The sequence below is a fragment of the Bradyrhizobium sp. 155 genome (genome assembly GCF_023101105.1).
In the GTDB taxonomy this organism is placed as follows: domain Bacteria; phylum Pseudomonadota; class Alphaproteobacteria; order Rhizobiales; family Xanthobacteraceae; genus Bradyrhizobium; species Bradyrhizobium canariense_D.
Map to the genome: position 1 here is coordinate 1,366,495 of NZ_CP064704.1, position 24,576 is coordinate 1,391,070.

Below are 24,576 nucleotides of genomic sequence, written 5' to 3' on the forward strand. Positions count from 1 at the left end.
ATGAGCAAGGCAAGCGGCGCGAGCCTGATCGACCTTCAGATCATGTGGCACCGGCTGATCGCCGTGGTCGAGGAGCAGGCGCAGGTGCTGCTCCGCACGGCCTTCAGCCCGATCGTGCGCGAATGCGGCGACCTCTCGGCCGGCGTGTTCGACCTCAAGGGACGGATGCTGGCGCAGACGGTGACCGGCACGCCCGGCCACGTCAACTCGATGGCGGAATCGGTCAAGCACTTCATCGCCCACTTTCCGATCGAGACGATGAAGGAGGGCGACGCCTACATCACCAACGATCCCTGGATGGGCACCGGCCATCTCAACGATTTCGTCGTCACCACGCCCTGCTTCAAGGACGGCAAGCCGGTCGCGCTGTTTTCCTGCACCAGCCATCTCATGGACATCGGCGGCATCGGCTTCGGACCCGACGCCACCGACGTGTTCATGGAGGGGCTCTACATCCCCATGCTGAAGCTGATCGACCAGGGCGTCGTCAACGAGACGCTGATGGCGATGATCCGCACCAACACGCGGCTGCCGATCGACACCGAGGGCGATACCTATTCGCTCGCCGGCTGCAACGACGTCGGCTGCGAGCGCCTGGTCGAGATGATGACCGAGTTCGGCATCGACTCGCTCGATGCGCTCGGCGACTACATCTGCGACCGCTCGCGCGAGGCCGTGCTGGCCGAGATCGCCAAACTGCCGAAAGGCAGCTGGCGCAACACCATGGTGGTCGACGGCTATGATGAGCCGGTCACGCTGGCCGCCGTGCTGACGATCTCGGACGAAGGCATCCACGTCGACTTCGACGGCACCTCGGCCGCGTCCAGGTTCGGCATCAACGTGCCTCTGTCCTACACCATCGCTTACACCGTGTTCGGTCTCGGCTGCGTCGTCGCCTCCCAGATTCCGAACAATGCCGGTTCGCTCTCGCCACTGACGGTGTCGGCTCCCAAAGGCGCGATCCTCAATGCGCCAAAGCCGGCGCCGGTCGCCTCGCGCCACATCATCGGCCAGATGCTGCCCGATGTCGTGTTCGGCTGCCTGCGCCAGATCATTCCCGAGCGCGTGCCCGCGGAAGGCACCTCGTGCCTGTGGAATCTCAACGTGCGCGGCCAGACCCGCTCGGGCGCCGGCGGCAATTACGGATTTTCGATGGCGGTGACCTCCAATGGCGGGACCGGCGCGCGCTTCGCGAAGGACGGGCTGTCGGCGACCGCCTATCCCAGCGGCGTGCGCGGCACGCCGGTTGAGATCGCCGAGACGCAGACGCCGCTGATCTTCTGGCGCAAGGAACTGCGTCCGGATTCCGGCGGGGCAGGGCGAACCCGCGGGGGCCTCGGCCAGATCATCGAGGTCGGCAGCGGTGTCGATGGGCCGTTCGACATCCTGGCGGCATTCGATCGCATCGATCATCCGCCACGCGGACGTGATGGCGGCAAGAACGGCGAGGCCGGCTATGTCGGCCTGAAGTCCGGCAAGAAGCTGCGTGGAAAAGGCTTTCAGCAGGTGCCGCCGGACGACCGGCTGGTGGTGCTGACACCAGGCGGCGCCGGCATCGGCGATCCCCGGGAGCGCGCGCCGACAGCCGTCAACGACGACATCGAAAGCGGCCTCGTGTCTGCCGACAATGCGGTTGAAATTTATGGGCACACGCGATGACGCTTCAGGCGTCGTGCGCGTAGCAAACGGAGGGGCTCAATGATCACGCGACGGACTTTTACCGCGGGCGCAGCGACGCTGCTCGCAGCCGGCCACATCTCGACCCGCGCGCGAGCGGCGACGGTAAGCTGGGACATGTCGACGGTATGGCCCGACGGCAATTTCCACACCCAGAACGCGTTTGCCTTCGCGGAAGAGGTGAAGAAGCAGACGGCTGGCTCGGTCGCGATCACCGTGAAGGCCGGTGGACAGCTCGGCTTCAAGGGCCCCGAGCATCTGCGCGCCGTCCGCGACGGTCTGGTGCCGCTCGCCGACGTCCTCAATATTCAGCAGGTCGGCGACGAACCCTTCATGGGCGTCGAAAGCATTCCCTTTCTCTGCGGCTCCATGGACGAATTGAAGGTGCTGCACAAATACGTGCGGCCCGAATACGAGAAGGTCGCCGCGCGCAACAACCAGAAGATCCTCTACATCGTGCCCTGGCCGACGCAATATCTGCATCTCAAGGTCAAGGTCGCCGATGTCGACGGCTTGAAGAACATCAAGATCCGCGTGCCCGACAAGAACGCCGTCGACATGCTGGCCGTGGTCGGCATGGCGCCGGTGATGATTCCGTGGGGCGAGACCATCCCGGCGCTGGCGTCGGGCGCGGTCTCCGGCGTATCCACCTCGTCGGTGTCGGGCGTCGACGGAAAATTCTGGGAATTCCTGAAATACATCTACCCGACCAACCACGTCTGGTCGTCGCAGATGCTCACCGTCAACCTCGATTCCTGGAAGGCGCTGAGTGCCGATCAGCAGCAGCTCGTCGCCGGCATTGCCGCGAAGATGGAGCCGGGCTTCTGGGCGAACTCGCTCAAGGCGGACGTCGACAGCCTCAACCGGCTCAAGGAAGGCGGCATGGAGGTGGTGCCGGTCTCGGATGCCATGATCACGGACATTCGCGCCAAGACCGCGCCGCAGCTCGACGCTTTCGTCAAGCGCGTGCCGGCGGCCGACAAGCCGGTGCGGGCCTATCTCGCGGAAATGAAGCGCTGAGGACTTGCAGTGGCGGATGTTTTGCCTGCGTCGTCCCATAGTCTCAACGCGGCGGCGCCGGAGCCGCTGCGCATCCTGCTCGACGGCATCGACCGTCTTGGCCGGCTGGACGGCTGGATCGGTGGCGGCTGCCTCTTGATGCTGACGCTGCTGATGCTGTGCGAGGTCGCAACGCGCTTCCTCTCGAACTTCCTGCCGTTCTTTCCGCCCACAATCTCGATCGCGTGGGAGTATTCCTCCTATCTGATGGCGGCGTCCTTCACCTTCGGCGCCGCCATGACCCTGCGCGTCGGCGGCCATATCCGTGTCGTGCTGCTGCTGAAGAACGTCCCCGCTCCGTTTCAGCGCGCGATCGAAATCCTGTCGGCCGCCGCCGGCTTCGCCTTCATGGCCTTCCTGACATCGTCGATGGCGAAGTTCGCCTTCGGCGCCTATGTGCGCGGCCAGGTCTCGACCTCGAGCGACACCCCGCTGTGGTTTCCACAGGCCGTCGTCACCTTCGGCATGCTGCTGCTGACGCTGCAGTTCCTGGCGCGCGTGATCCAGGCCGTGCTCGGCCTGCCGCTGGAGGACCACCGCATGAAGGCCTCGCCCGTCGAATGATCGCCCACGCGCCAGCCAGCAGACACCGGATACCATGACCATCGAAGTCATTGCTCTCTTCGGGATCCTGTTTGCGCTTCTGGCATGCGGCGTATGGATCGGCCTGACGCTTGCGCTCACCGCAACGCTGCTGCTGGCGATGTTCCGCTCAATCCCGCTCGACAAGCTGCTGCCGCAATACGCCTGGAACATCTTGACGACGCAGGAACTGCTGGCGCTGCCGCTGTTCATCCTGATGGGCGAGTTGCTGTTTCGCACCCGTCTGTCACGTTCTCTGTTCCAGGGGCTCGCGCCCTGGGCGGGGCTTTTGCCGGGTCGTCTTCTGCATGTGAACGTGATCGGCTGCACCATCTTCGCCGCAATCTCCGGCTCGTCGGCGGCGACGACGCAGGTGATCGGCCGCATGTCCCTGAACGAACTGCTGCGCCGCGGCTATTCCCGCGACATCGCGATCGGCTCGCTCGCCGGCGCCGGCACGCTCGGCTTTTTGATCCCGCCATCCAACATCATGATCATCTACGGCGTGCTCGGCGACGTCTCGATCCTGAAACTGTTCACGGCCGGGGTGCTGCCCGGACTGCTGCTGGCCGCCACCTTCATGGGGTGGGTGATGCTGCACACGACCCTTAACCCCGGCATGGTGCCGGAGGCGGAAGCCAAGCTCTCGCAAGTGCCATGGCGCGAACGGTTTGCGGCGCTCAAGGACCTCGCGCCGGCGCTGTTCCTGATCGCCTGCGTGCTCGGCTCGATGTATGGCGGGCTGGCGACGCCGTCGGAGGCCGCCGCGGTCGGCGTGTTCGGCGCGGCGCTGGTCGCCTGGGCGCAGGGCTCGATGTCGCAGCAGGTGATGCGTGACGTGCTGATCGGCTCGGTCGTGACCTGTTCGATGATCGCGCTGATCGTGCTCGGCGCCTCGATCCTCGGCAACGCCGCGGCCTTCCTCGGCATCCCGCAGGCAGTCGCCGCCTTCGTGAAGGGCTTGGGGCTATCGCCGTTCATGCTGATCGTGGTGCTGATTATCTTTTATCTGATCCTCGGCTGTTTCCTCGATGGCTTCTCGATGATCGTGATGACGCTGCCGATCGTGCTGCCGATCGTGAAGGGCGCGGGCTTCGACGAGATCTGGTTCGGCATCTTCCTCGTGCTCGCGGTCGAGATGGCCCAGATCACGCCGCCGGTCGGCTTCAACCTGTTCGTGATCCAAGGCCTGACCGACGACGGCCTCGGCTACATCGCGCGCGTCACGATGCCCTATCTCCTCATCATGGTCGGATTCGTGCTGCTGCTGACGCTCTGGCCCGGCATAGTCACGATCCTGCCGAGGGTGTTGTACGGATAGATTGCGCCGTCCCGGCCGCTCAGCCGGGACGGCGCGCCTCAATCGTCAAAGCTTACGCCGCGGCCTTCTTCCGCGCCTGCTCGGCCTTGTACAGCTCGAACTCTTCCGCGATCGCCTTGGCGATCGAGGGCCGTTGACGCAGGCGTTCGTAATAGGCCTTCACGTTCGGCCATTTGGCGAGCTCGATCGGCGGCGTCGCCATGGTCCAGTTGATGACCGTGACGAGATAGGCGTCGGCGACGCTGAATTGGTCGAGCAGGAAGTCGCGCCCCTTCAGGTAATTGTCGAGATAGTCCAGCCGCGACAGGTTCTTCTCCAGCGCGTAGGCTTTCGTCTCCTGCGGCGCCTTGCGGTCGAGCACCGGGATGAACAGGCCCTTGTGCAGCTCGGTGCCGATGAAGCAGAGCCATTGATGCAGTCGCGTGCGCTCGATGCCCGCTGCGGCTCCGAGACCCGATTGCGGGAAGCGGTCGGCGATATATTGCAGGATCGCGGCGTTCTCGGTCAGCACCACGCCGTCGTCCGTCCGCAGTGTCGGCACCAGGCCGATCGGGTTCACGGTTCGAAAGTCGGTGCCGTCGCTCAGCACCGTCTTGGTCGGCGGATCGACTTCGAGATAATTGGCTTCGGCGCCGGCTTCATACAGCGCGACGCGGCTCGCCATCGAACAGGCGAGCGGCGAGAAATAAAGATCCATCTTGAGCCTCCTTGGGCAATTCTTCGATGTGACTTTTGGAGTGGCGCTCAACCTGGCCAGATTGATTTTTGTACTGTCTTGCATATTATGGAGTTGGTCAAGGATTAAATTGCGAAATGGTACAAAAATCGAAGCCGCCAGCTGCTGCCACTGAGCCCAAGCGCCGCGGCCGTCCGCGCGCCTACGAACCCGAGGTCGCGCTCGGCAAGGCGCTCGACCTGTTCCGCACGCAGGGTTTCGCCGCGACCTCGCTCGACGATCTCAGCGAAGCCACCGGCATGAATCGCCCGAGCCTCTATGGCGCCTTCGGCGACAAGCGCGAGCTCTACATCAAGAGCTATCAGCGCTACCGTGAGGACGCGCGCGCATCCATGGTGGAGATCTTTCGACAGGAGATGCCCGTGCGCCAGCGGCTGGAGCGTATCTTCGCCTCCGCGCTGAACATCTATCTGTCCGGCGCAACCGGCCCGCGCGGCTGCTTCACCGTGGTCACGGCGGCCTCCGAAGCGGTCGGCGATCCCGACATCCGCGCCATGGTGCTCGATGGCCTTAACGAACTCGACAAGGCGTTTGCGAGTTGCTTCCGCCGCGCCAAGGAGAAAGGCGAATTGCCCGAAAGCGCCGATCCCGCCGTGCTGGCGCAGCTCGCTTCAGCGACCGTGCACTCAATTGCCATTCGTTCGCGCGCGCGCGTGTCGCGGAAGGATCTCGAGGCGATCGTGAAGGGAGCGATCGACGTGATGGTGGGACGAAAGAGCTAGGCGGTTGCGTGGCGCGAGCTAACGTCGTCCTGGCGAAAGCCAGGACCCCTAGCCACCGAATCTGGTTTGGCGAAGATTCGGAGTTGCCGCCGTCGCGCCGCAGCTCCTCCCTGTAGCCCGCCTACGCCGCGCGAATATGCGCGAGGAAGCGGTCCACCTCGTCCCGCAGCCGCTGCGATTGCTTTGACAGCTCGATCGCGGAGCCCAGCACCTCCTCCGCTGCTGTTCCCGTCGCGGCGATGCCGGCGGTGACGCCTGCGATGTTTTGCGAGACCTCGCCGGTGCGGGCGGCTGCCTGCTGCACGTTCTGGGCGATCTCCTGCGTTGCGGTGCCCTGCTGGCCGACGGCGGCGGCGATCGCGGCGGAGATCTCGTCGACCTCCTGGATCGTTGCGCAGATCGACTGGATGCCGTCCACTGCGCCGGTGGTCTCGCCTTGTACCGCCGTGACCTGGGCGCCGATCTCCTCGGTCGCTTTGGCGGTCTGGGTTGCCAGCGCCTTCACCTCGGAGGCGACCACCGCAAAGCCGCGGCCGGCTTCGCCCGCGCGCGCCGCCTCGATCGTCGCGTTGAGTGCCAGCAGATTGGTCTGCTCGGCGATGCCGCTGATGAAGGAGACGACGTCGCCGATTTTTTGCGCGGCGTCGGCCAGACTTTGCACGCGCTCGTTCGACCGTCGTCCGTCGCTCGCGGCTTTGCCGACCACCGCGGTCGCGTGCGCAAGGCGCCGGCTGATCTCGGTCATGGACGACGACAGCTCTTCCGCGGCGGCAGCGACCGTCTGCACATTTTCCGAGGCGAGCGCCGAGGCCGACGACACCGTGCCGGTCTGCTGCCGCGACCGCTCGACGATATCAGACATCGAGCGCGCCGTGTTCTCCATCTCGACCGCGGCCGAGGAGACCGTGGTGACGACCTCGCGGATGCTGGCTTCGAAATTGTCGGCGAGCGCGGCGAACGCGCGTCGCTTCTCCGCTTCGGATTGCGCCTTAGTGTCGGCCTGTTCGGCCTGGAGCCGGTTGAAGTTGACGGCGTTGTCGCGGAACACCGCGACAGCCTTGACCATCGCGCCGACCTCGTCATTCGCCTTGCTGACGGGGACGGTGACATCGAGGTGTCCGTCGGCCAGCTCGCGCATCACGCTGGTGATGGAAATGATCGGGCGCGAGATGCTGCGGGCGATGAGATAGCCGACGATGGCGGCGAGCACGAGCCCGAGCGCGGCGATGCCGAATGCCAGCAGCCAGGCACGGTCGGCGGAGGCCACATAGTCGGCATTGTCCATCACCAGTTCGACGGCGCCGAGCGGCTTGCCGGAAAAATCCCTGATCGGTCCGAGCAGCGCCGCTACCGGCGTCGTGTCGAGCTTGGCCTGCCGTACCGTGAAGTCGCCGCCGGCGGCGCGGCCGTAATCGGCCGCATCGAAGAAGCTCTTCCCCTTCAGCGTGCCGCCGAACAGCTTGAAGCCGCCGCCGTCCGCGAGATGGAAGGCGATGTCGACATGGCGGTTGGTCTTGAAATCGTCGAGGAAGGACTGGCCGAAGGTCAGGCCAAACTCCACTGAGCCGAGATGCTTGCCGCCTTGCGCGATCGGCACGACGCCGCGGATGCCGAGCCCAGCCAAGCCGCCCTCGAGGCCGACCACGACCTTGCGCTCCTGGTTGGCCATGATCACGGTTTTGCGGAAGCCCGAGAGGTCGTCGCCAAATTTAGCAGGCTGGTGCACGCGCAGGAACGAGGTCGCGGGCGCCACGTGGAACTGGAACTGTTCGACGCCGTACTCCGATTTGGTCGCAGCAAACACCGGCCCGAACAGGCTGATCAGGGCATTGCGATCCTGTTTGGCCATCGCGTCCTGCGTTGCCGGCATCGCGGCGACGACGGCGCTCATGGCGGCGGCGCGCTGGGATTCCTCGGCAATTCGCGACTGGAGCGCGTCGTAATGACTGCGAAGCTCGCGCTGGTCGGCCCGGTCGATGATGCCGGAAATGATCCACATCGCCCCGAGCACGGCGAACAGGGCGGTCGCCGCCGCCGTCACCGCCAGCGCAACCGTGATCCGCATCCTGAGGCCGAGCGTGAAGCGCATGTCCGACTCGTTCGTTGAGCGTTGATTAAGGAGACCTATCAACTTCTCGCTAAGAGAGGGTGAACGGGATGCCGGCCGAGCGGGTGCCTTCGGGGGTGACGGAGTGACCAAAGAAGTCTGGTGTCGTCCTGGCTTTCGCCAGGACGACACGGAGGGTAGGGAGCGGTCGTGCCTTTTTCAGGCGTGCGGCCTAATACCCCCGCGTCCGGTCCACCACGTTCTCCAGCACACCACACGCCTCGAACCGCGCGATCTGCTCGGCGACATAGGCCGAGATCGCGTCGGCGTCGGTGTCGGCGGCGTTGTGCGGGGTCAGCAAAACCTTGGGATGGGTCCAGAACCGGCTGTCCGCCGGCTGCGGCTCCTGTACGAAGACGTCGAGCGAGGCGGCGCCCAGCGTGCCGTCGTCGAGGCAGGCCAGGATGTCGGCTTCATTCTGGAGGCCGCCGCGGCCGGCGTTGATCAGCACGGGCGCACCGAGCGGGCTCTTGCGGTTGAGCTTGGTGAAGACGTCGCGGTTGAGGATGCCGTGTGTATCAGGCGTCAGCGGCAATAGGCTGACGAGAATATCGGTCGTGCGCAGGAACGCGTCGATTTGCCCGGCGCCATGGAAACATTCGACACCCGCGATGATACGCGGGCTGCGGCTCCAGCCGGCGACGCGGAAACCAAGCCGCCGCAGCACATCGGCCGCATCAGTACCGAGCGTGCCCAGGCCCATGATACCCACCGTGACGGCGCTCGCTGGCCATTGATAGGTCGGCTCCCAGCGCTTTTCGCGCTGCGACTGGCGCAGATAAAGCTCCTGGCGGTGGTGCATCAGCACGTGCTGCACGACGTATTCGGTCATGCGGCCGGTCAGATCAGGCACGGCCACGCGCACCAGCGGCACGTTCGGAAGGCTCTTGTCCGCCATCAGCGCGTCGACGCCGGCGCCCAGATTGAAGATCGCACGCAGATTGGGGAAAGAGCCGAGGTCGCCCGGCACCGGCTTCCACACCGCGGCATAATGCACCTCGGCCGGATCGAGCCCGGCATCGGGCAGCAGCACCACGCGGCGGCCGCCGCAGACGGCGTCGAACCGGGCCTTCCAGCGCTCAGGCAGCCAGTTCTGCTGCGTGCTGTTGATCAGGACGGCCAGGGTGCCAACGGTCATTCGAAGTGCCTCTTTAAGTTCCGCTTTTGAAGGCCCTCCTTGGCACGATCTGCCGGATTTTTCTTGCAATTTTTTTCCGCAGCCATGTCGGGGCAAGGCATACTGGATCGTCTTCAAAACAAGCGCTCAGAGAAGGTACTGCCCATGCTTTATGCGATCCTTTGCTATCACGACGAGGACTTCGTCGGCTCATGGAGCAAGGACCAGGACGAGACCGTGATGAAGAAGCTCGCCGTGGTGCAGGAAGGTCTCGCGAAGCAGGGCAGGCTCGGCCCGGTGGCGCGGCTGCTGCCGACCACTGCGGCAGCGACGCTGCGCAAGGAGGACCCGCCACTGGTGCTCGACGGCCCCTACGCTGAGACCAAGGAGCAGTTGCTCGGCTTCTATATCGTGGATTGCAAGAATCTCGATGACGCACTCGATGTCGCCCGCGACCTCGGTGCCGCCAATCCCGGCGGCGCCTACGAGGTGCGCCCCGTCGGCGTGTTCAGTCCCGGAGGGAATCTGAAATGAGCGAAGCCGATACCGCCTGGATCGAGACCGCGCTGACCTCGGCGCGCCCCCAGGCGGTCGGCGCGCTGCTGCGCTATTTCCGCGATCTCGACACCGCCGAGGAGGCCTTCCAGAACGCCTGCCTGCGCGCGCTGAAGACCTGGCCGCAGAACGGACCGCCGCGCGATCCCGCCGCCTGGCTGATCATGGTCGGCCGCAACGTTGCCATCGACGAGGTGCGCCGCACCCGCAAGCAGCAGCCGCTGCCGGAGGACGACCAGGCGATCTCCGATCTCGACGACGCCGAGGGCGCGCTCGCCGAGCGGCTCGACGGCTCGCACTACCGCGACGACATCTTGCGGCTGATGTTCATCTGCTGCCATCCAGGGCTGCCGGCAACGCAGCAGATCGCGCTGGCGCTCCGCATCGTCTGCGGCCTGACGGTGAAGCAGATCGCGCGCGCCTTCCTGGTGTCGGAAGCGGCGATGGAGCAGCGCATCACGCGTGCCAAGGCCAAGGTCGCGGAGGCCGGGACGCCGTTTGAAACGCCGGGCGCGGTCGAGCGCTCGGAGCGGCTCGCCGTTGTCGCGGCGATGATCTATTTGATCTTCAACGAGGGCTATTCGGCGAGCGGCGACACCGCCGAAATCAGAAAGCCGCTGTGCGAGGAAGCGATCCGGCTGGCGCGGCTGCTGCTGCGGCTGTTCCAGAGCGAGCCGGAGATCATGGGACTCACGGCGCTCATCTTGTTGCAGCATGCGCGCAGTGCCTCGCGCTTTGCCGCGGATGGCTCGCTGATCCTGCTGGACGACCAGGATCGTTCGCTGTGGAACGGCACGATGATCGCGGAAGGCCTCGCGCTGATCGACAAGGCGATACGCCATCGCCGCAGCGGGCCCTACCAGATCCAGGCCGCGATTGCTGCGCTGCATGCCCGCGCCTCCACGCCTGAGGAGACCGACTGGGCGCAGATCGACCTGCTCTATGGTGCGCTGGAGGTGGTGCAGCCCTCGCCGGTGGTGACGCTCAACCGCGCGGTCGCGGTTTCCAAGGTGCGCGGACCGCAAGCCGCGCTCGACCTGATCGAGCCGCTGGCGCCAAAGCTTGCCAACTACTTCCATTTCTATGGCGTGCGCGGCGCCTTCCTGATGCAGCTCGGCCGCAACGACGAAGCCCGCATCGCCTTCGACCGCGCCATCGCCCTCGCCAACACGTCCGCAGAAGCCGCTCACATCCGCATGCATCTCGATCGCCTGATCCGGGACAGCCAGCCCAAGGGCGCCAATGGCGGCGCCAGGCAAGACGCTAAGGTCGAAGGCGCAAAGGTGAAGTAGGGAGCGCCTGCCTGGGGCATAACAAATTTTTCCGCTTCGCCTTGTCGGGCCCGGTCCCCTCCCTTCGTCCTAGGAGCGTATCCAGGGAGCCATTCATGCTGAAAGCCATTGCCGTCATCGCCATCCTGCTCGCGGTCGGAATCGTGGGCGTGCTCGGCTTTGCCCTGACGAAGCCCGACACATTCCGCGTCGAGCGCAGCCTCGCCGTGAAAGCGCCGGCCAATGCAGTCTATCCCTTGGTTGCCGATTTCCATCGCTGGACGGCCTGGTCCCCCTACGAGAACCGCGATCCTGCGATGAAGCGGGCGTTTGGCGGCACCGCGCAAGGCAAGGGCGCGACCTATGCCTGGGACGGCAACAACAATGTCGGCGCCGGCCATATGGAGATCCTCGAGGCGAGTGCGTCGTCAAAACTACGCATCAAGCTCGATTTCGAGCGGCCTTTCGAAGGCCACAACACCGCCGAGTTCACCTTTGTGCCGCAAGGCGATGCCACACTGGTCACGTGGGCGATGTCCGGTCCGGCCCCGTTCCTGTCCAAAGTCATGCAGGTGTTCGTCAACATGGACAACATGATCGGCAAGGATTTCGAGGCGGGCTTGGCCAGCCTGAAGAAGCTCACCGAGAAGTAGCGCCGTCACCCCGAACCAAAGCAAAAAGGAGAGAAACGATGCTCAATCCCTATCTGTTCTATCAGGACACCTGCGAAGCGGCGTTCAATTATTACGCCAAGGTTCTCGGCGGCAAGATCGACGCCATGATGCGTTCTTCGGACGCACCGCCGGACATGGCTGCGGCGCCCGGCCGCGAGAAGACGATCATGCATGCGCGGATGTCGCTGCCCGACGGCAGCGTGCTGATGGCCTCCGACGCACCAAGCGAACATTTTCACAAGCCGCAGGGCTTTTCGATCTCGCTCACGGTCGCGGACCCGGCGGAGGGCGAGCGCAAGTTCAACGCGCTCGCCGATGGGGGCAACGTCACCATGCCCTTCAGCAAGACGTTCTGGGCCAAGGGTTTTGGCATGTGCGTCGACAAGTTCGGCATTCCCTGGATGGTGAACTGCCCGGCCGAGGAAATGTGACAGGCGCGATCGCCTGACGCGCTGAACGGCGATCCCCTCTCCTCTACGATGCGGGAGAGGGGCGCCCATGAGGACGTCGCGTCGACCGCGTGCCCCTCAGCGGATCGATCCGGTCACGTCATTGCTCGGTGGCTGGGAGGAGGGAACGCAGCGCGGACAGATCACGAGCTTTGTCCCGAGCTGCCTGTCATTCTCCGCTTCGATTTCGTCATGGATTGCCCACCACGCCGGGGAGTACGGGCGCAAGGTGCCGAGGACTCTCTCCCGCTCCTGATTCGGATCACTCGCCGCGGGAGCTTGGGTCGCCACGCGACGCTTGATGCCGGAGGGACGGTTCGGATCCTGACCGAGGCCGTCCCATGCGATCGGACGGCGATCCTGCGCAGGCGCGACCACGCATCCCATGAGCGTTGCGCAAAAAGTGAGCAAGACGAAGCCGTGTCGGATCATGCCGGACCCTTGGGTGTTGTATGCGACGCGCCAAGTCCGCTTACCGAAGCTTGCGTCGCACCGCTCAAATGGAACCTAAGGGAAACGCGTGGCCGACATGGCCGAATATGAATTCTGCTGTCGCACCACATTGCGAGAGCAGTGAGGCCGCTTCGTGAAATGATGCGGACCGCATCGCACAACAACTGGCGCAATATTAGGCTGTGAACTCCGGGACAGAATCGTTATTTATTCCGTCATAAATTCTAAAAACTGGGGCGGGCGGACTTGGAAGGGGAGCGACCGATGGCGGCGGCGCTGCAGATCAACTTTGCACTTTGGGGTATGCTCATCTGCGCGAGCATGGAATTGACCGAGTTGATCCAGAGTTTTTACTAGAGCTCTCGAAGCAGGTGACCGGCGCAATTTTGCCGGGCACTCGCGTCCGTCGATCATCACCGGCAGCGCGGATAGATCGCGGCGAGGTCGCGTCCCTTCAGCAGAAGCAACCGCGACGAGAGGCCGCCGCGGCGACTGATCCAGTCGCGCACCGGGCCGGGATAGGCCGCAAGCACCGCATCGGATGCTTCCGGCTCGGCGTAGAAGCGTCCGCGCCGATCGACCGAGCGCGCCGCATGGAAGCCGAGCACGGCGCGTTTTGTCACACAAATCCGCTCGCCCGGCACGATGCTCAGTACCAGTGTGCAGGCGGACAGGCAGGGACCGTCGATCACCACGCGCTCGCCGCTCTCGCGCACCTTCTCGAACAAATCGAGGAACGGCCCGACCTGTCCACCGGGCGACTGGATGATGCGGATTTCGGCCGAGGCAGGTGTGGCGGCGAGCAGCGCGGATGCGAGGATCAGGGCCCTGAGAAAGGTGACGCGCCGCATGAAGCCTCCGCGAATTCGAGTCCGTAGGATAGGCCGACGAGAAGAGGTGGTAACGCTTCGCTAGGCCAACCTACGCGGTGCCTACCCGTTCCTCCGCTCGCCGCGCAGCGTCGGCAGGCCGATGCCTGCCGCATCGAAGCCGCCATCGACGGCCAAAATTTGTCCGGTGATGTAGCTCGATCGTTCCGAGCACAGGAAGTAGATGGCTTCGGCGAGTTCCTCTTCCAGGCCGTAGCGGTTGAGCGGAATGGCGTCGTGATAATCGGCGCGGATCTCGCTGGTGTGCACCTGCTTCGCCATCGCGGTGTCGACCGGTCCCGGCGCGACCGCGTTGACGCGGATGTTGAGGGACGCGAGCTCAACCGCGAGCTGCTTGGTAAGGTGCGCGAGGCCGGCCTTGCTGGTGCCGTAGGCCGAGCGCAGCGTCGAGGCGCGCACTGCCGAGATCGAGGTGATGTTGACGATGGCGCCGCCATTGCCGTCGCGCATCAGCGGCACCGCCGCCTTGGTGCAGAGGAACGGGCCGGTGAGGTTGACCTCGAGCACGCGCCGCCAATCGGTCTCCGACGTCTCCATCAGCGGCGCGAACACGGCAACGCCGGCATTATTGACGAGCGCATCGAGCCGGCCAAACCGCTGTTCGACCGTCGTCATCGCGGCGGCAACCGCGGCTGCGTCCGAGACGTCGCAGGTCAACGCCAGCGTGGCCTCGTCCCGGCCGATCTCGGCGACCGCGCAGCCGAGCAACTCGCCCTCGATGTCGATCAACGCCACCCGCCAGCCCTCGCTCAAAAACTTCTTCGCGGTCGCAAGCCCGATGCCACGCGCGGCTCCGGTGACGAGGGCAACGCGGTGCGGGGTAGGGGGCATTGGCTGATCGGTCCTTATGAAAGATTGGGTCGCGCAAACGCGAGCCTCTTTTTACTTCGCTTTCGTCCCGACGAGGAAGGCCTTAACTCGAAGGCACGATGTCGGGACGGTCCTCGATGGATCGTCTTCCAGGGGATCATTGCCAGGGAGATCCGCAATGTCCAACCACGAGCGCCAGATTCGAGACCTTTTCGCCGCTTTATCTCGGCAACGACCGGCAACGGGTCGCCGACGCGTTGGCGGACGATTTTCGCTTCACCAGCCCGTTCGACGACGATCTCGACAAGGCGGCTTATTTCGAGCGTTGCTGGAGGGACACCGGCTGGATTGCGCGGCACGACATCGAGCGGATTTTCGTCCAAGGCGACGAGGCCTTCGTCACCTATCTCTGCCTGGCGACAGATGGCAGGAGCTTTCGCAACACCGAGTTCTTCACCTTCGCCGGCGGCAAGATTCGCTGCATCGACGTCTATTTCGGCGCTGCCCGGCAGGACGGGCGTTTCCTGCCGCAGGCGCGCTAGGGCCAGCCAATAATCGCCAGAATAATTTTCGTCACCTGTCGGTTTCGTCAAGGTTCCTTCGTCTTGGAGGTGAGGGTGGGCGGCCCGGGCCGTCGCTCCGCCCATCCGGAGTGGCGCCTCGGCGCGCAACCCGAACGAAAAAGCACGCAAGGAGTGCTCATGCGATTCATGATGCTGATGATCCCGCTCGGCTACGAGACCGCGGCGCCCGACGTTCAACTCGATCCCGAGCGGGTCGCTGCGATGATGCGCTACAACGAGGCGCTGAAGGACGCCGGCGTGCTGATCACGCTCGACGGCCTGCACCCGCCCTCGATGGGCGCGCGCGTCTCGTTTGCGGCCGGCAAGCCCATCGTGACCGATGGTCCGTTCGCCGAGGCCAAGGAGGTCCTGGGCGGCTACTGGATGATCGAGGTTGCCTCGCGTGCCGAGGCGATCGCCTGGGCCAGGCGGTGTCCGGCCGCACCGAACGAAATCATCGAGATCCGTCAGGTGCAGGAGATGAGCGACTTCCCGCCTGACGTGCGGGAGGCCGCCGGTTTCGGCGACCTGAAGAAATAGCCGCAGCTTCGTCTATCCATCACCAAAGGAGAGAACCGATGAGCACCGACACCTATCTCGCCGTTTTCCTCGGCAGCAAGACCAGTTCCAAATGGACCGCATGGAATGCGATGCCCGAGGCCGAGCGCAAGGCGAAAGAGCAGGAGGGCATGGCGGCGTGGAAAGGCTGGGTCGAAAAGCACCAGGGCGCGATCGAGGCCATGGGCGGCCCGCTCGGCAAGACCAAGAAGGTCGACGGCAAGGGCATCGCCGACATCGCCAACGAGATGGGCGCCTTCACCGTGGTGCGCGCAGCGTCCCATGAAGCCGCGGCGAAGATGTTCGAGAACCACCCGCACTTCACGATCTTCCCCGGCGAACGCGTCGAGATCATGCCGGTGCTGCCGATCCCTAGCGGCTAGGATCTCGGGCCGCCTCGCCGGACCGGGAAGAATACGGGCTGATCAACCCGTCGCCGCTAGTGACCTTCACCGCCGGCTCATGTAAAGGTCGTTCACATGAGCTGGCGCAAGGAGACGCGCCGCGCCGAGCGCGGCTATCACCACGGCAATCTGAAGGAAGCCCTGTTGCAGGCCGCCCTCGGATTGATCGCCGAGAAGGGCGCGGCCGGCTTCACCTTTGCCGATGCCGCGCGCATGGCCGGCGTCAGTGCGGCGGCGCCGTACCGGCATTTTCGCGACCGTGAAGAACTGCTGTCCTCGATCGCGCAGCGCGGCTTCGAGCAGTTTGAATCGCGCCTGACCGCGGCTTGGGACGACGGACGGCCCGACACCGTCACGGCGTTCGAGCGTGTCGGCAGGGCCTATCTCGCCTTCGCCCGCGAGGAGCCCGCGTTCTACAACGCGATGTTCGAATCTGGCCTCCCGGTGGATGCCAATCCGGCGCTCCAGGCGGCCAGCGAGCGTGCTTTCAACATCATTCGTGCCGCGGCGGAGCGGCTTGCCGCGCTGGCGCCGCCGGGCACGCCGCGGCCGCCGGCGATGATGATGGCGCTGCACATCTGGTCCATGGCGCATGGCGTGGCCTCGCTGTTCTCCCGCGGTGACGCCGCGCGTCGAAAGCTGCCGATGTCGCCGGACGAGCTGCTCGAAGCTGAGGTGCTGATCTATCTGCGCGGTCTCGGCTTCCCGACCGATCGCCGTCCCCCGGCGAAAAGCGCCGAGCCGCCGCCGGTGCCGCCGGAGGCATCCTCCGGTTCAGGCGTGCCGCCCGGTGGTCCCTGGGGCAAGCCGAAATAAAGTTACCCAAATAATTGCCCCGCCCTGTCAGGCGGTCGGCTTGACAAAACCGCGGGATGATCTACCTATGTAAATGTTATTTACATTCACAACGGCGCTGATGCCGTCATGGAGAGGGAAATGGCCTACACCGCTGATGTCAATCGATGGCGCGGCCCTTCGGACCAACAATACGAGCGCCCCCACATGCTCAATACGCCCTGGCATCCCGGCTGGATCGCCGTGACCATCCTCGGCTTCATCATCTGGTGGCCGATCGGACTTGCCCTTCTCTTTTTCACACTCGGGAGCAGAAGAATGTCGTGCTGGAGCAACCAGGATCGCTGGCAGAACAAGATGGAGCGGATGCAGTACAAGATGGATCGTATGCGCGGCCGCATGGAGCGCCACGGTTTCGGCTTTGGCTTCGGTCCGCCCTCGAGCGGCAACCGCGCCTTTGACGAGTACCGCACCGAGACATTGCAGCGGCTCGAGGAGGAGCAGGTCGAGTTCAAGAACTTCCTCGACCGTCTGCGTCACGCCAAGGACAAGGAAGAGTTCGACCAGTTCATGGCGCAACACAAGACACGCCCGACCCCGCCGCCGACCGACCAGCAGCAAGGTTGATCTCAAGCTTGATCTCGGGACTGACGCCTCTCAAAGCCGTCAGGCGCATGCCCCCAAAGTCCTGATGGCCCCGAGCCGCCCGCCTGCGCAACCCGCAGGCGGGCGGTTTGATTTTGGGAATGCGCGTCAGGCTGCCGCGACCGTCCGGATTGCCTTGGTTTGGAAAAGTCTTGATCTGGAAAGTCCTGGTCCAGAGAGACTTGGTCAGCGCGCCGTGGCGAGCTGCGCGCGAACCGACTCCAGGAAGTGTTCGTAGGCATAGTCCACGATCTCGTTCAGTGATCGCGTTCGCGCAAACATCGCCTTGGCCTCGGCGAGAAACTCGTCGCGGGTCGGAATCTTCGGCAAATGCAGATGCGTCAGTGCATCGACACCTTCGTGCGCGCGACTCAGGATGTCGTGCAGCGTCGGCAGTTGCAACTGGGCCAAATCGGCTCGGCGGAGCGCCGACGAAATCGCATGCGCCAGGGTCTGCGCATCGAACCGTCCGGCAAGCTCGCGGGCCGCCCGGTTGATGACGCGTGCGCCAAGCGGCTGCTCGTTGCGCAGCACCTGCTCGGGTGGCGACTTCATGTTCCAGACGATGCCGAACCAGGACAGCACCTTCAGGATGTAATAGGTGACGTCGATTTCCCACCAGCGAAAACCCTGCCGCACGCTGCTCTGGTAGGCGTGGTGATTGTTGTGCCAGCCCTCACCGAGAGTGAACAAGGCCAGCAGCCAATTGTTGCGTGAATCATCGCCGGTCACGTACCGCTTGCGTCCATGCACGTGGGCGAGGGAATTGATGCAGAAGGTCGCGTGATAGACCAGCACGGTGCTCCACAGGAAGCCGACGACGAGACCGGACCATCCGCCAACCAGGAAGCAGAGCGCAGCCAGCGTGACGGCTGGCAGGAGTTCCAGGCGATGCAGCCACATCAACTCCGGATAGGCGGCGAAATCTCCGACTTTCACGAGGTCGGTGCCATCGTGCTCCCTGTAAAAAATCCAGCCGAGATGACTGTAGAGGAAGCCTCGATGACGCGGCGAATGCACGTCGTCTTCGGTATCGGAATGCAGATGATGATGTCGATGCTTGGCCGCCCACCACAAAACGCTTTTCTGCGCGGTGCTTTGCGCAAGCCAGGCCAGGATGAACTGAAACACTCGACCGGTCGCAAAAGCCCGATGGGAGAAATAGCGGTGGTAGCCTGCTCCGATCGCAAACATACGGACGACATAGAGTGAGGCGCAGATCGCGATGGCCTGCCAGGTAACGCCGGTCCAGATCGCAGCAATGCAGCCGAGATGGACCAGCAGGAACGGCAGGGCGGAGGGATACATGATGTCGTCGTGTTGGTCGTCAGCGGGGGCGTTGGGCGACATGTATTGGCGTGACCTTGGAGGACGGGGATTCGGGATTCGCTTCGGCAGCACTGAGGGCCGCTGTGTGCGACAATCCCGGGGATGGCGGACCACTGCGGGGCTTTGAACGAGATGCTTTGCCTGAGCAACCCGGGCCAGCGCGGCAGCACGAACCTGAGACCATAGCTACGGGCGGAACTCGGCTGCCTCCATATATATGATCCCGACTGCTTGGCATGCAAGCTCGTAGCCTCACGGGGTGCGTGGCGCGCGGGCTGCCGACGGCCTATAGCCGACAGTGAAAAGGAAGCGTCAAAATACCGCAGGCAGCAACGATGGCGGAAGCGGCGATGATGGCGAGCGAAACCCTCTGGCAGAAGATCCGCGACGAGGCGCAGCGCACCGCGGCAGCCGACGCCATATTCGGCAAGGCTCTTGTCGGACTCATCCTCGTCCATGACGATTTTACCGCCGCACTGTCCGACCTGATCGGACGCCGGCTTGGCGACAGCGAGGTCGAACGCGCGCGCTTCACGACATTTTCCCGCGACGCCTTCAATGGTCAGCCGGATCTGATCGAGGCGGCCGGCCGCGACTTGCAGGCCATCGTGCTTGGCGATCCCGCCATCAGCGGAGTGTTGGCGCCGCTGCTGCACTTGAAGGGCTACGTCGCCTTGCAGGCGTGGCGCGTCTCGAACTGGCTCTGGCATCACGACCATGGTGACGCGGCGCTGCTGTTTCAGAACGAGGCGTCGAACGTCCTGCAGGTCAGCATTCATCCGGCGGCGAGCTTGGGATCGTCGGTGTATCTCGACCACGCCACCGGCATCGTGATCGGTGCCGATGTGGTGATCGGCGACGAGGCCACCATCCTTCAGAACGTCAGCATCGGTCGTGGCACGGAACTGCCGGCGCGCTCGCCTCGCATTGGTCGCGGCGTGTTCATCGGCTCCGGCGCGACAATTCTCGGCAACGTCAGAATCGGCGATTTTGCAAAGATCGGCGCCGACACCGTCGTGACGAGCGACGTGCCCCGGGGCTGCACCGCAATCGGCAATCCGGCGCGGCTGACCAATTGCCCAGAGCCCGCTTCCGCGGCCTGACTCGCCGTCACGTCATCAGGCGACGTGCTCCTCGTTCACGCGGCGCGGCGGCGGCTCTCGCCGCCATGACGCGGGCTGACCGGCTCCGAACTGGTCTGGCCCGGCGCGTCCAGCACCGCGACGTGATGCCGGTAGACCAACTCCCAGCCCTTCCAGCCCGTGAAAAGCAGAATGCCGACCACGACCAGGGACAGCGCCACGCCCCACGGCTTGATTGCAGCTTCCGCGCCTTGCGCGTAGCGGAGGTAGAAATTGATCAGGGCCAGCACGACGGCTACGAGATTGCCGATCATGTGATACCAGGCGTCATTGAGGCTGCGGATGCGGGCGTCGCTGAAGAAGTCGGTGAAGCCGGCCACGGCCGCAACGAGCGCCATCACAATACCGGCGCCGATCAGCCAGATCGCGGCTCTGGCCCAAAAGCCGTCACCGGTGCCGATGAAGGCGAGATCGGCGATGGGCGCGCCGACCAGGAAGGCGACGGGGAACGGGATGATCATGGGGTGGAGCGGATGATCGCCGACCGCGGCGGTCGTCTTGGGGTTGATGCTCATGGCAAAACCTCGCGAGAAGTGATTTTCCAGACAATTTTTCGGACGGAGGCTGGTTCCTCTGACCGGGATAGCGGGCTCCGCTCCTGATGCGCACGGGAAAGCGGAACTCTGCTGTCCCGGGCGCAGCGCACCGTCCCGTCGGGAACACGGCCCGCCCGCCGCGCCTCCCATCCCCCTGTGCGACCTCCCTTTCCCGCACTCAAATTCGTCTGCGGTAACCCAGCATTAACCATCGCCGGGCTCTGGTAATTGCGGACAATCGCGCGCCCAAAGCCTGAAGTCTGAGCCTTGGGGTCGGGCCCATAGTTTTGACATCTTGGCAGGGAATGCAGGCGGCCGGCTTTGGACGAGCCCTGCACCCCAGAAAGACAAGGCTTTGAGCGGGCTTGCCGGCCGCGCCGGTTCTAGCGCGGCTATTGGGGAACCGGCGGCCATTTGCTGGCCGGGACATTAGGTCGGGACATCAGGTAACGATCGCCTTGAGAGGATACTGCTTATGAATCCGGCCGACGTGGCTCAGTCAGCCCTTCCGGTTGCCGCTTCCGCGGACGTGTCGCTGATCGCGCTGTTCTGGCAGGCTCACTGGATCGTGAAAGCGGTGATGCTGGGGCTTCTCGCCTGCTCGGTCTGGGTCTGGGCGATCGCCATCGACAAGATCTTCCTGTTTGCCCGCACCCGCCGCTCGATGGACCGTTTCGAGCAGGCTTTCTGGTCCGGCGAGTCGATCGAGGACCTCTATCGCACGCTCTCGGCCAAGCCGACACATTCCATGGCGGCCTGCTTCGTCGCCGCGATGCGCGAGTGGAAGCGTTCGTTCGAGAGCCAGGCCCGCTCGGTCGCAGGCCTTCAGATGCGCATCGACAAGGTCATGAATGTCTCGATCGCCCGCGAGGTCGAGCGGCTGGAACGCCGGCTGCTGGTGCTCGCCACCGTCGGCTCCGCAGGCCCCTTCGTCGGCCTGTTCGGCACCGTCTGGGGCATCATGTCGAGCTTCCAGTCGATCGCGGCGTCGAAAAACACCTCTTTGGCGGTGGTGGCCCCTGGCATCGCGGAGGCGCTGTTTGCGACCGCCGTCGGCCTTATCGCCGCCATTCCTGCCACTATTTTCTACAATAAGTTCACCTCCGAGGTGAACCGGCAGGCCCAGCGGCTCGAAGGCTTCGCCGATGAATTTTCAGCCATCCTGTCGCGCCAGATCGACGAGCGGGGCTGACGGACGGCATGTATAGTGTGAAGGGCAATTTGGGCACCAGACCATGGGCATGAACGTTGCGAGTTCGTCCGGAGGCGGTGGGCGCCGTGGCCGGCGCAAGCCGGTCGTGGCCGAAATCAACGTCACGCCGATGGTGGACGTGATGCTGGTGCTGCTCATCATCTTCATGGTCTCGGCGCCGATGTTGACGGTCGGCGTGCCGCTCGACCTGCCGCAGACCCAGGCCAAGAGCCTCGAAAACAACGACCAGAAGCCGATCCAGATGTCGGTGGACATCAAGGGCAAGGTGTTCATCAACGACGCCGAGATCGCGATCAACGAACTGATCCCCAAGCTGAAGGCGATCACGGACGCGCGCGGCGGGCTCGAGGAACGCATCTATTTGCGTGCCGACAAGAAGGCGGATTACGGGACGGTGGCCAAGGTCATGGGCCAGTTGTCCGGCGCAGGCTTCAAGAAGCTGGCGCTCGTCACGGAAGCGGATCAGGGGTAAACCGTGAAGGTGAAGGTCGACAAGACACTCGTTGCGTCGATTGCCCTCCACGTCCTCGTGCTGGGATGGGGGCTCGTCACCTTTAGCAGCAGGGCTTTTGTGCCGGCGGAAGAGTCGCTGCCGATCGACATCATCTCCACCGATCAACTCGCGCAGATGATGTCGGGGCAGAAGACCGGCGACAAGAAAGAGCCGAAGCCGAAGGTCGAGAAGATCGCGGAAGCCAAGCCCGAGGAAGACGCTGTCGGCAAGGTCACCGAGAAGAAAGAGCTGATCAAGACCAACTCGACGCCGGAGCCGCCGCCAAAACCCGTGGAGAAGCCGGTCGAGAAGAAGCCCGAGCCGCCCAAGCCCGTCGCTGAGGCGAAGCCCAAGGAAGAACCGAAGCCGCCGGAAAAAAAGCCTGACCCGGCCAAGGAAGATCCGATCGCCGAGCTGCAGAAAAAGCTCGAAACCAAGAAGCCGCCGCCCAAGCCGCCGGAGCAAAAGGTCGCGGCGGTGCAGCCGCAACAGCAGCTGCCGAAGCCCAAGGAGCGCAGCTTCGATCCCGCGCAGATCCAGCGCGATCTCGACAAGCGCGCCGCGACCCGGCACGAACTCGCCGGCTCGACGCTGAATGCGTCGGCCTCGCTGGGATCGACGACCGGAACGGCCGCCAACAACATTGCGACCTGGCGGGGCGCGTTCCAGGGGGCGGTGAAGCGCTGCTTCACGCCGACCTATAACGGCCAGGATGCGGATCAATACGAAGCCGACATCGACATTCCCATGAAGATCGACGGATCGCTCGCGTCCGAGCCGATCGTCGTCGCGGTGAGGGGACCGTCGCGATCGATCGCACAGGCGGTGGCGGAGAGTGCCAGACGCGCCATCGTGCAGTGTCAGGTCTATTCGTTCATGCCGAAGCAGCAATACGAGAGCTGGAAGCTCATTCCGATGACTTTCGGCCTGAAAGACATGTTGTGACATCCGAACAAAAGAATTTTGCGATGAATGACGTTCGATCGATGAACCGCCGCCGCTTCATGACCCTGACCGGATCGACGCTCGCGATGCTGGGGGGCGGACAAGCCTTGGCCCAGCAGCCGCAGGGACGGCTCCGCATCGATCCCACCGAGTTTCGGCCGATTCCGATTGCGATCACCAATTTTGTGCCGGGCTCGCCGGCCGACGGTGACGTCGGCAACGGCGTCACCCAGGTCATCACCAACAATCTGAAGCGCTCGGGCCTGTTTGCGCCGGTCGACCAGGCCGCCTTCATCGAGCGCATCAGCAACATCGACGTCGCGCCGCAGTTCGAGAACTGGAAGACCCTGAACGCGCAGGCCCTCGTCACCGGCCGCATGACGCGGCAGCCGGACGGCCGCCTCAAGGCTGAATTCCGCTTGTGGGACGTCGTCACGGGCCAGCAGCTCGCCGGCCAACAATATTTCACCTCGCCGGAATATTGGCGTCGCATCGCCCACATCATCTCCGACCAGATCTATGAGAAGCTGACCGGCGAGAAGGGCTATTTCGACAGCCGCGTGGTGTTCGTTGACGAGACCGGGCCGAAAGAGCGCCGCGTCAAGCGGCTCGCGATGATGGACCAGGACGGCGCCAATGTGCGCTATCTGACCCGCGGCTCCGACCTCGTGCTGACGCCGCGCTTCTCGCCGAACTCGCAAGAGATCACCTACATGGAATTTGGCCAGGGCGATCCGAAGGTCTACCTGTTCAACATCGAGACCGGCCAGCGCGAGATCGTCGGCAACTTCCCCGGCATGACCTTTGCGCCGAGGTTCTCGCCGGACGGCCAGCGCGTCATCATGAGTCTGCAGCAGGGCGGCAATTCCAACCTGTTCGTGATGGATCTGCGCTCGCGCTCGACCACGCGCCTCACCGACACGCCCGCGATCGACACCTCGCCTTCCTACTCCCCGGACGGCACCCGCATCTGCTTCGAGTCCGATCGCGGCGGCAGATCGCAGATCTATGTCATGGCCGCGGGCGGCGGAGCGGCGCAGCGCATCTCTTTCTCCAAGGACGACAACAACGCCACCTATTCGACGCCGGTGTGGTCGCCGCGGGGCGATTACATCGCCTTCACCAGGCAAGGTGGCGGGCAGTTTTCGATCGGCGTGATGAAGCCGGACGGCTCCGGCGAACGGCTTCTCACCTCCGGCTATCATAACGAAGGTCCGACCTTCTCGCCGAACGGCCGCGTGCTGATGTTCTTCCGCGATCCGGGCGGCAGCGGCGGGCCGTCGCTGTTCTCCGTCGACATCTCGGGGCGCAACGAGCTGAAAGTGCCGACGCCGGGCTTCGCCTCCGACCCGGCATGGTCGCCGCTCTTGTCCTCGACATCGGGCTAGCCGCCGCCCCCGGCGCGCGATGATTTGACCGCGCGCCTTTTCCGAAAACTTGGCGAGATGTTTCCCCGCGATAATTGTTCTTTAAGGTTGCACTAGGCAAACTTTTCCCATGGGTTTGTTTCTATTGATGTATTCCGACTAT

Annotated in this window: 26 protein-coding genes and 1 pseudogene; 19 read left to right on the forward strand and 8 right to left on the reverse strand. The window is 64.2% G+C overall.

The genetic code is table 11. The features are described 5' to 3' along the window. The 4 genes from IVA93_RS06690 to IVA93_RS06705 are packed head-to-tail and all read left to right on the forward strand — an operon-like array spanning window position 1 to window position 4,639. Window positions 1-1,659, forward strand: a complete 1,659-nt coding sequence (locus IVA93_RS06690; protein WP_247789730.1) for a hydantoinase B/oxoprolinase family protein — start codon at window positions 1-3, stop codon at window positions 1,657-1,659. 39 nt (window positions 1,660-1,698) lie between these two features. Next, a complete protein-coding gene (locus IVA93_RS06695) occupies window positions 1,699-2,697 on the forward strand; it encodes a TRAP transporter substrate-binding protein (protein WP_018453766.1) in 999 nt (332 codons plus the stop codon). A 9-nt stretch (window positions 2,698-2,706) separates the two neighbouring features. Continuing rightward, a complete protein-coding gene (locus tag IVA93_RS06700; RefSeq protein ID WP_018453767.1) occupies window positions 2,707-3,300 on the forward strand; it encodes a TRAP transporter small permease subunit in 594 nt (197 codons plus the stop codon). A 34-nt stretch (window positions 3,301-3,334) separates the two neighbouring features. Continuing rightward, window positions 3,335-4,639 (forward strand): TRAP transporter large permease, encoded by a 1,305-nt coding sequence (locus IVA93_RS06705; protein WP_018453768.1) that lies wholly within the window; start codon window positions 3,335-3,337, stop codon window positions 4,637-4,639. Window positions 4,640-4,691: 52 nt separating this feature from the next. Here the strand turns inward: IVA93_RS06705 and IVA93_RS06710 are convergent, their stop codons facing one another. After that, the gene (locus IVA93_RS06710) at window positions 4,692-5,336 is read right to left on the reverse strand and encodes a glutathione binding-like protein (RefSeq protein WP_018453769.1); all 645 of its coding nucleotides are present in this window, start codon (window positions 5,334-5,336) and stop codon (window positions 4,692-4,694) included. 116 nt (window positions 5,337-5,452) lie between these two features. Here IVA93_RS06710 and IVA93_RS06715 point away from each other — a divergent pair, with 116 nt between their 5' ends. Further along, window positions 5,453-6,097 (forward strand): TetR/AcrR family transcriptional regulator, encoded by a 645-nt coding sequence (locus tag IVA93_RS06715; RefSeq protein WP_018453770.1) that lies wholly within the window; start codon window positions 5,453-5,455, stop codon window positions 6,095-6,097. Window positions 6,098-6,218: 121 nt separating this feature from the next. On the opposite strand, the gene IVA93_RS06720 is transcribed toward IVA93_RS06715, so the two are convergent. Further along, window positions 6,219-8,186: a methyl-accepting chemotaxis protein gene (locus IVA93_RS06720; RefSeq protein ID WP_018453771.1), complete on the reverse strand. Its 1,968-nt coding sequence runs from the start codon at window positions 8,184-8,186 to the stop codon at window positions 6,219-6,221. Between the two features lie 190 nt (window positions 8,187-8,376). Further along, on the reverse strand, window positions 8,377-9,342 hold the full coding sequence (locus IVA93_RS06725) for a 2-hydroxyacid dehydrogenase (RefSeq protein ID WP_018453772.1): 966 nt from the start codon (window positions 9,340-9,342) through the stop codon (window positions 8,377-8,379). 144 nt (window positions 9,343-9,486) lie between these two features. Between IVA93_RS06725 and IVA93_RS06730 the strand changes: the two genes are divergently transcribed. From IVA93_RS06730 to IVA93_RS06745, 4 genes are all read left to right on the forward strand, one after another. Next, a complete protein-coding gene (locus tag IVA93_RS06730) occupies window positions 9,487-9,855 on the forward strand; it encodes a YciI family protein (RefSeq protein WP_026232592.1) in 369 nt (122 codons plus the stop codon). Continuing rightward, a complete protein-coding gene (locus tag IVA93_RS06735) occupies window positions 9,852-11,168 on the forward strand; it encodes an RNA polymerase sigma factor (RefSeq protein WP_018453774.1) in 1,317 nt (438 codons plus the stop codon). The genes IVA93_RS06730 and IVA93_RS06735 overlap by 4 nt, the downstream gene beginning before the upstream one ends. A gap of 95 nt (window positions 11,169-11,263) precedes the next feature. Then, window positions 11,264-11,800 (forward strand): SRPBCC family protein, encoded by a 537-nt coding sequence (locus IVA93_RS06740; RefSeq protein ID WP_018453775.1) that lies wholly within the window; start codon window positions 11,264-11,266, stop codon window positions 11,798-11,800. 38 nt (window positions 11,801-11,838) lie between these two features. Beyond that, complete coding sequence (locus tag IVA93_RS06745) at window positions 11,839-12,252, forward strand: VOC family protein (RefSeq protein ID WP_204512222.1); 414 nt, start codon at window positions 11,839-11,841, stop codon at window positions 12,250-12,252. Window positions 12,253-12,348: 96 nt separating this feature from the next. On the opposite strand, the gene IVA93_RS06750 is transcribed toward IVA93_RS06745, so the two are convergent. From IVA93_RS06750 to IVA93_RS06760, 3 genes are all read right to left on the reverse strand, one after another. Then, window positions 12,349-12,702 carry a hypothetical protein gene (locus IVA93_RS06750; protein WP_018453777.1) on the reverse strand — a complete coding sequence of 118 codons (354 nt, stop codon included), beginning with the start codon at window positions 12,700-12,702 and terminating at the stop codon, window positions 12,349-12,351. Window positions 12,703-13,136: 434 nt separating this feature from the next. Beyond that, a complete protein-coding gene (locus IVA93_RS06755) occupies window positions 13,137-13,574 on the reverse strand; it encodes a hypothetical protein (RefSeq protein ID WP_018453779.1) in 438 nt (145 codons plus the stop codon). Window positions 13,575-13,655: 81 nt separating this feature from the next. Beyond that, the gene (locus IVA93_RS06760; protein WP_018453780.1) at window positions 13,656-14,444 is read right to left on the reverse strand and encodes an SDR family NAD(P)-dependent oxidoreductase; all 789 of its coding nucleotides are present in this window, start codon (window positions 14,442-14,444) and stop codon (window positions 13,656-13,658) included. Between the two features lie 157 nt (window positions 14,445-14,601). On the opposite strand from IVA93_RS06760, the pseudogene IVA93_RS06765 reads away from it, so the two are divergent. From IVA93_RS06765 to IVA93_RS06785, 5 genes and pseudogenes are all read left to right on the forward strand, one after another. After that, window positions 14,602-14,965, forward strand: a pseudogene (locus tag IVA93_RS06765) (nuclear transport factor 2 family protein). A gap of 159 nt (window positions 14,966-15,124) precedes the next feature. Then, window positions 15,125-15,526 carry a YciI family protein gene (locus IVA93_RS06770; protein WP_247294054.1) on the forward strand — a complete coding sequence of 134 codons (402 nt, stop codon included), beginning with the start codon at window positions 15,125-15,127 and terminating at the stop codon, window positions 15,524-15,526. 38 nt (window positions 15,527-15,564) lie between these two features. Continuing rightward, entirely contained in the window at window positions 15,565-15,927 is a 363-nt protein-coding gene (locus IVA93_RS06775; RefSeq protein WP_018453783.1) for a YciI family protein, read from the forward strand. Between the two features lie 96 nt (window positions 15,928-16,023). Next, window positions 16,024-16,764, forward strand: a complete 741-nt coding sequence (locus IVA93_RS06780) for a TetR/AcrR family transcriptional regulator (protein ID WP_085348908.1) — start codon at window positions 16,024-16,026, stop codon at window positions 16,762-16,764. 120 nt (window positions 16,765-16,884) lie between these two features. Further along, entirely contained in the window at window positions 16,885-17,370 is a 486-nt protein-coding gene (locus tag IVA93_RS06785; protein WP_018453785.1) for a DUF2852 domain-containing protein, read from the forward strand. A gap of 204 nt (window positions 17,371-17,574) precedes the next feature. On the opposite strand, the gene IVA93_RS06790 is transcribed toward IVA93_RS06785, so the two are convergent. Further along, window positions 17,575-18,738, reverse strand: a complete 1,164-nt coding sequence (locus IVA93_RS06790) for an acyl-CoA desaturase (protein WP_018453786.1) — start codon at window positions 18,736-18,738, stop codon at window positions 17,575-17,577. Window positions 18,739-19,052: 314 nt separating this feature from the next. Here IVA93_RS06790 and IVA93_RS06795 point away from each other — a divergent pair, with 314 nt between their 5' ends. Further along, window positions 19,053-19,820 (forward strand): serine acetyltransferase domain-containing protein, encoded by a 768-nt coding sequence (locus tag IVA93_RS06795; protein ID WP_247294056.1) that lies wholly within the window; start codon window positions 19,053-19,055, stop codon window positions 19,818-19,820. A 35-nt stretch (window positions 19,821-19,855) separates the two neighbouring features. Here IVA93_RS06795 and IVA93_RS06800 read toward each other — a convergent pair whose 3' ends face one another. Continuing rightward, window positions 19,856-20,374, reverse strand: coding sequence for a DUF2231 domain-containing protein (locus IVA93_RS06800; protein WP_018453788.1), 519 nt, complete (start codon window positions 20,372-20,374; stop codon window positions 19,856-19,858). Between the two features lie 496 nt (window positions 20,375-20,870). Here IVA93_RS06800 and tolQ point away from each other — a divergent pair, with 496 nt between their 5' ends. The 4 genes from tolQ to tolB are packed head-to-tail and all read left to right on the forward strand — an operon-like array spanning window position 20,871 to window position 24,434. After that, window positions 20,871-21,587: a protein TolQ gene (gene tolQ / locus IVA93_RS06805; protein WP_007596319.1), complete on the forward strand. Its 717-nt coding sequence runs from the start codon at window positions 20,871-20,873 to the stop codon at window positions 21,585-21,587. Window positions 21,588-21,630: 43 nt separating this feature from the next. Then, on the forward strand, window positions 21,631-22,080 hold the full coding sequence (tolR, locus tag IVA93_RS06810) for a protein TolR (protein WP_018453789.1): 450 nt from the start codon (window positions 21,631-21,633) through the stop codon (window positions 22,078-22,080). Between the two features lie 3 nt (window positions 22,081-22,083). Beyond that, the gene (gene tolA, locus IVA93_RS06815) at window positions 22,084-23,046 is read left to right on the forward strand and encodes a cell envelope integrity protein TolA (RefSeq protein WP_018453790.1); all 963 of its coding nucleotides are present in this window, start codon (window positions 22,084-22,086) and stop codon (window positions 23,044-23,046) included. Window positions 23,047-23,087: 41 nt separating this feature from the next. Beyond that, on the forward strand, window positions 23,088-24,434 hold the full coding sequence (gene tolB, locus IVA93_RS06820) for a Tol-Pal system beta propeller repeat protein TolB (RefSeq protein WP_026232593.1): 1,347 nt from the start codon (window positions 23,088-23,090) through the stop codon (window positions 24,432-24,434). Window positions 24,435-24,576: the final 142 nt, after the last annotated feature.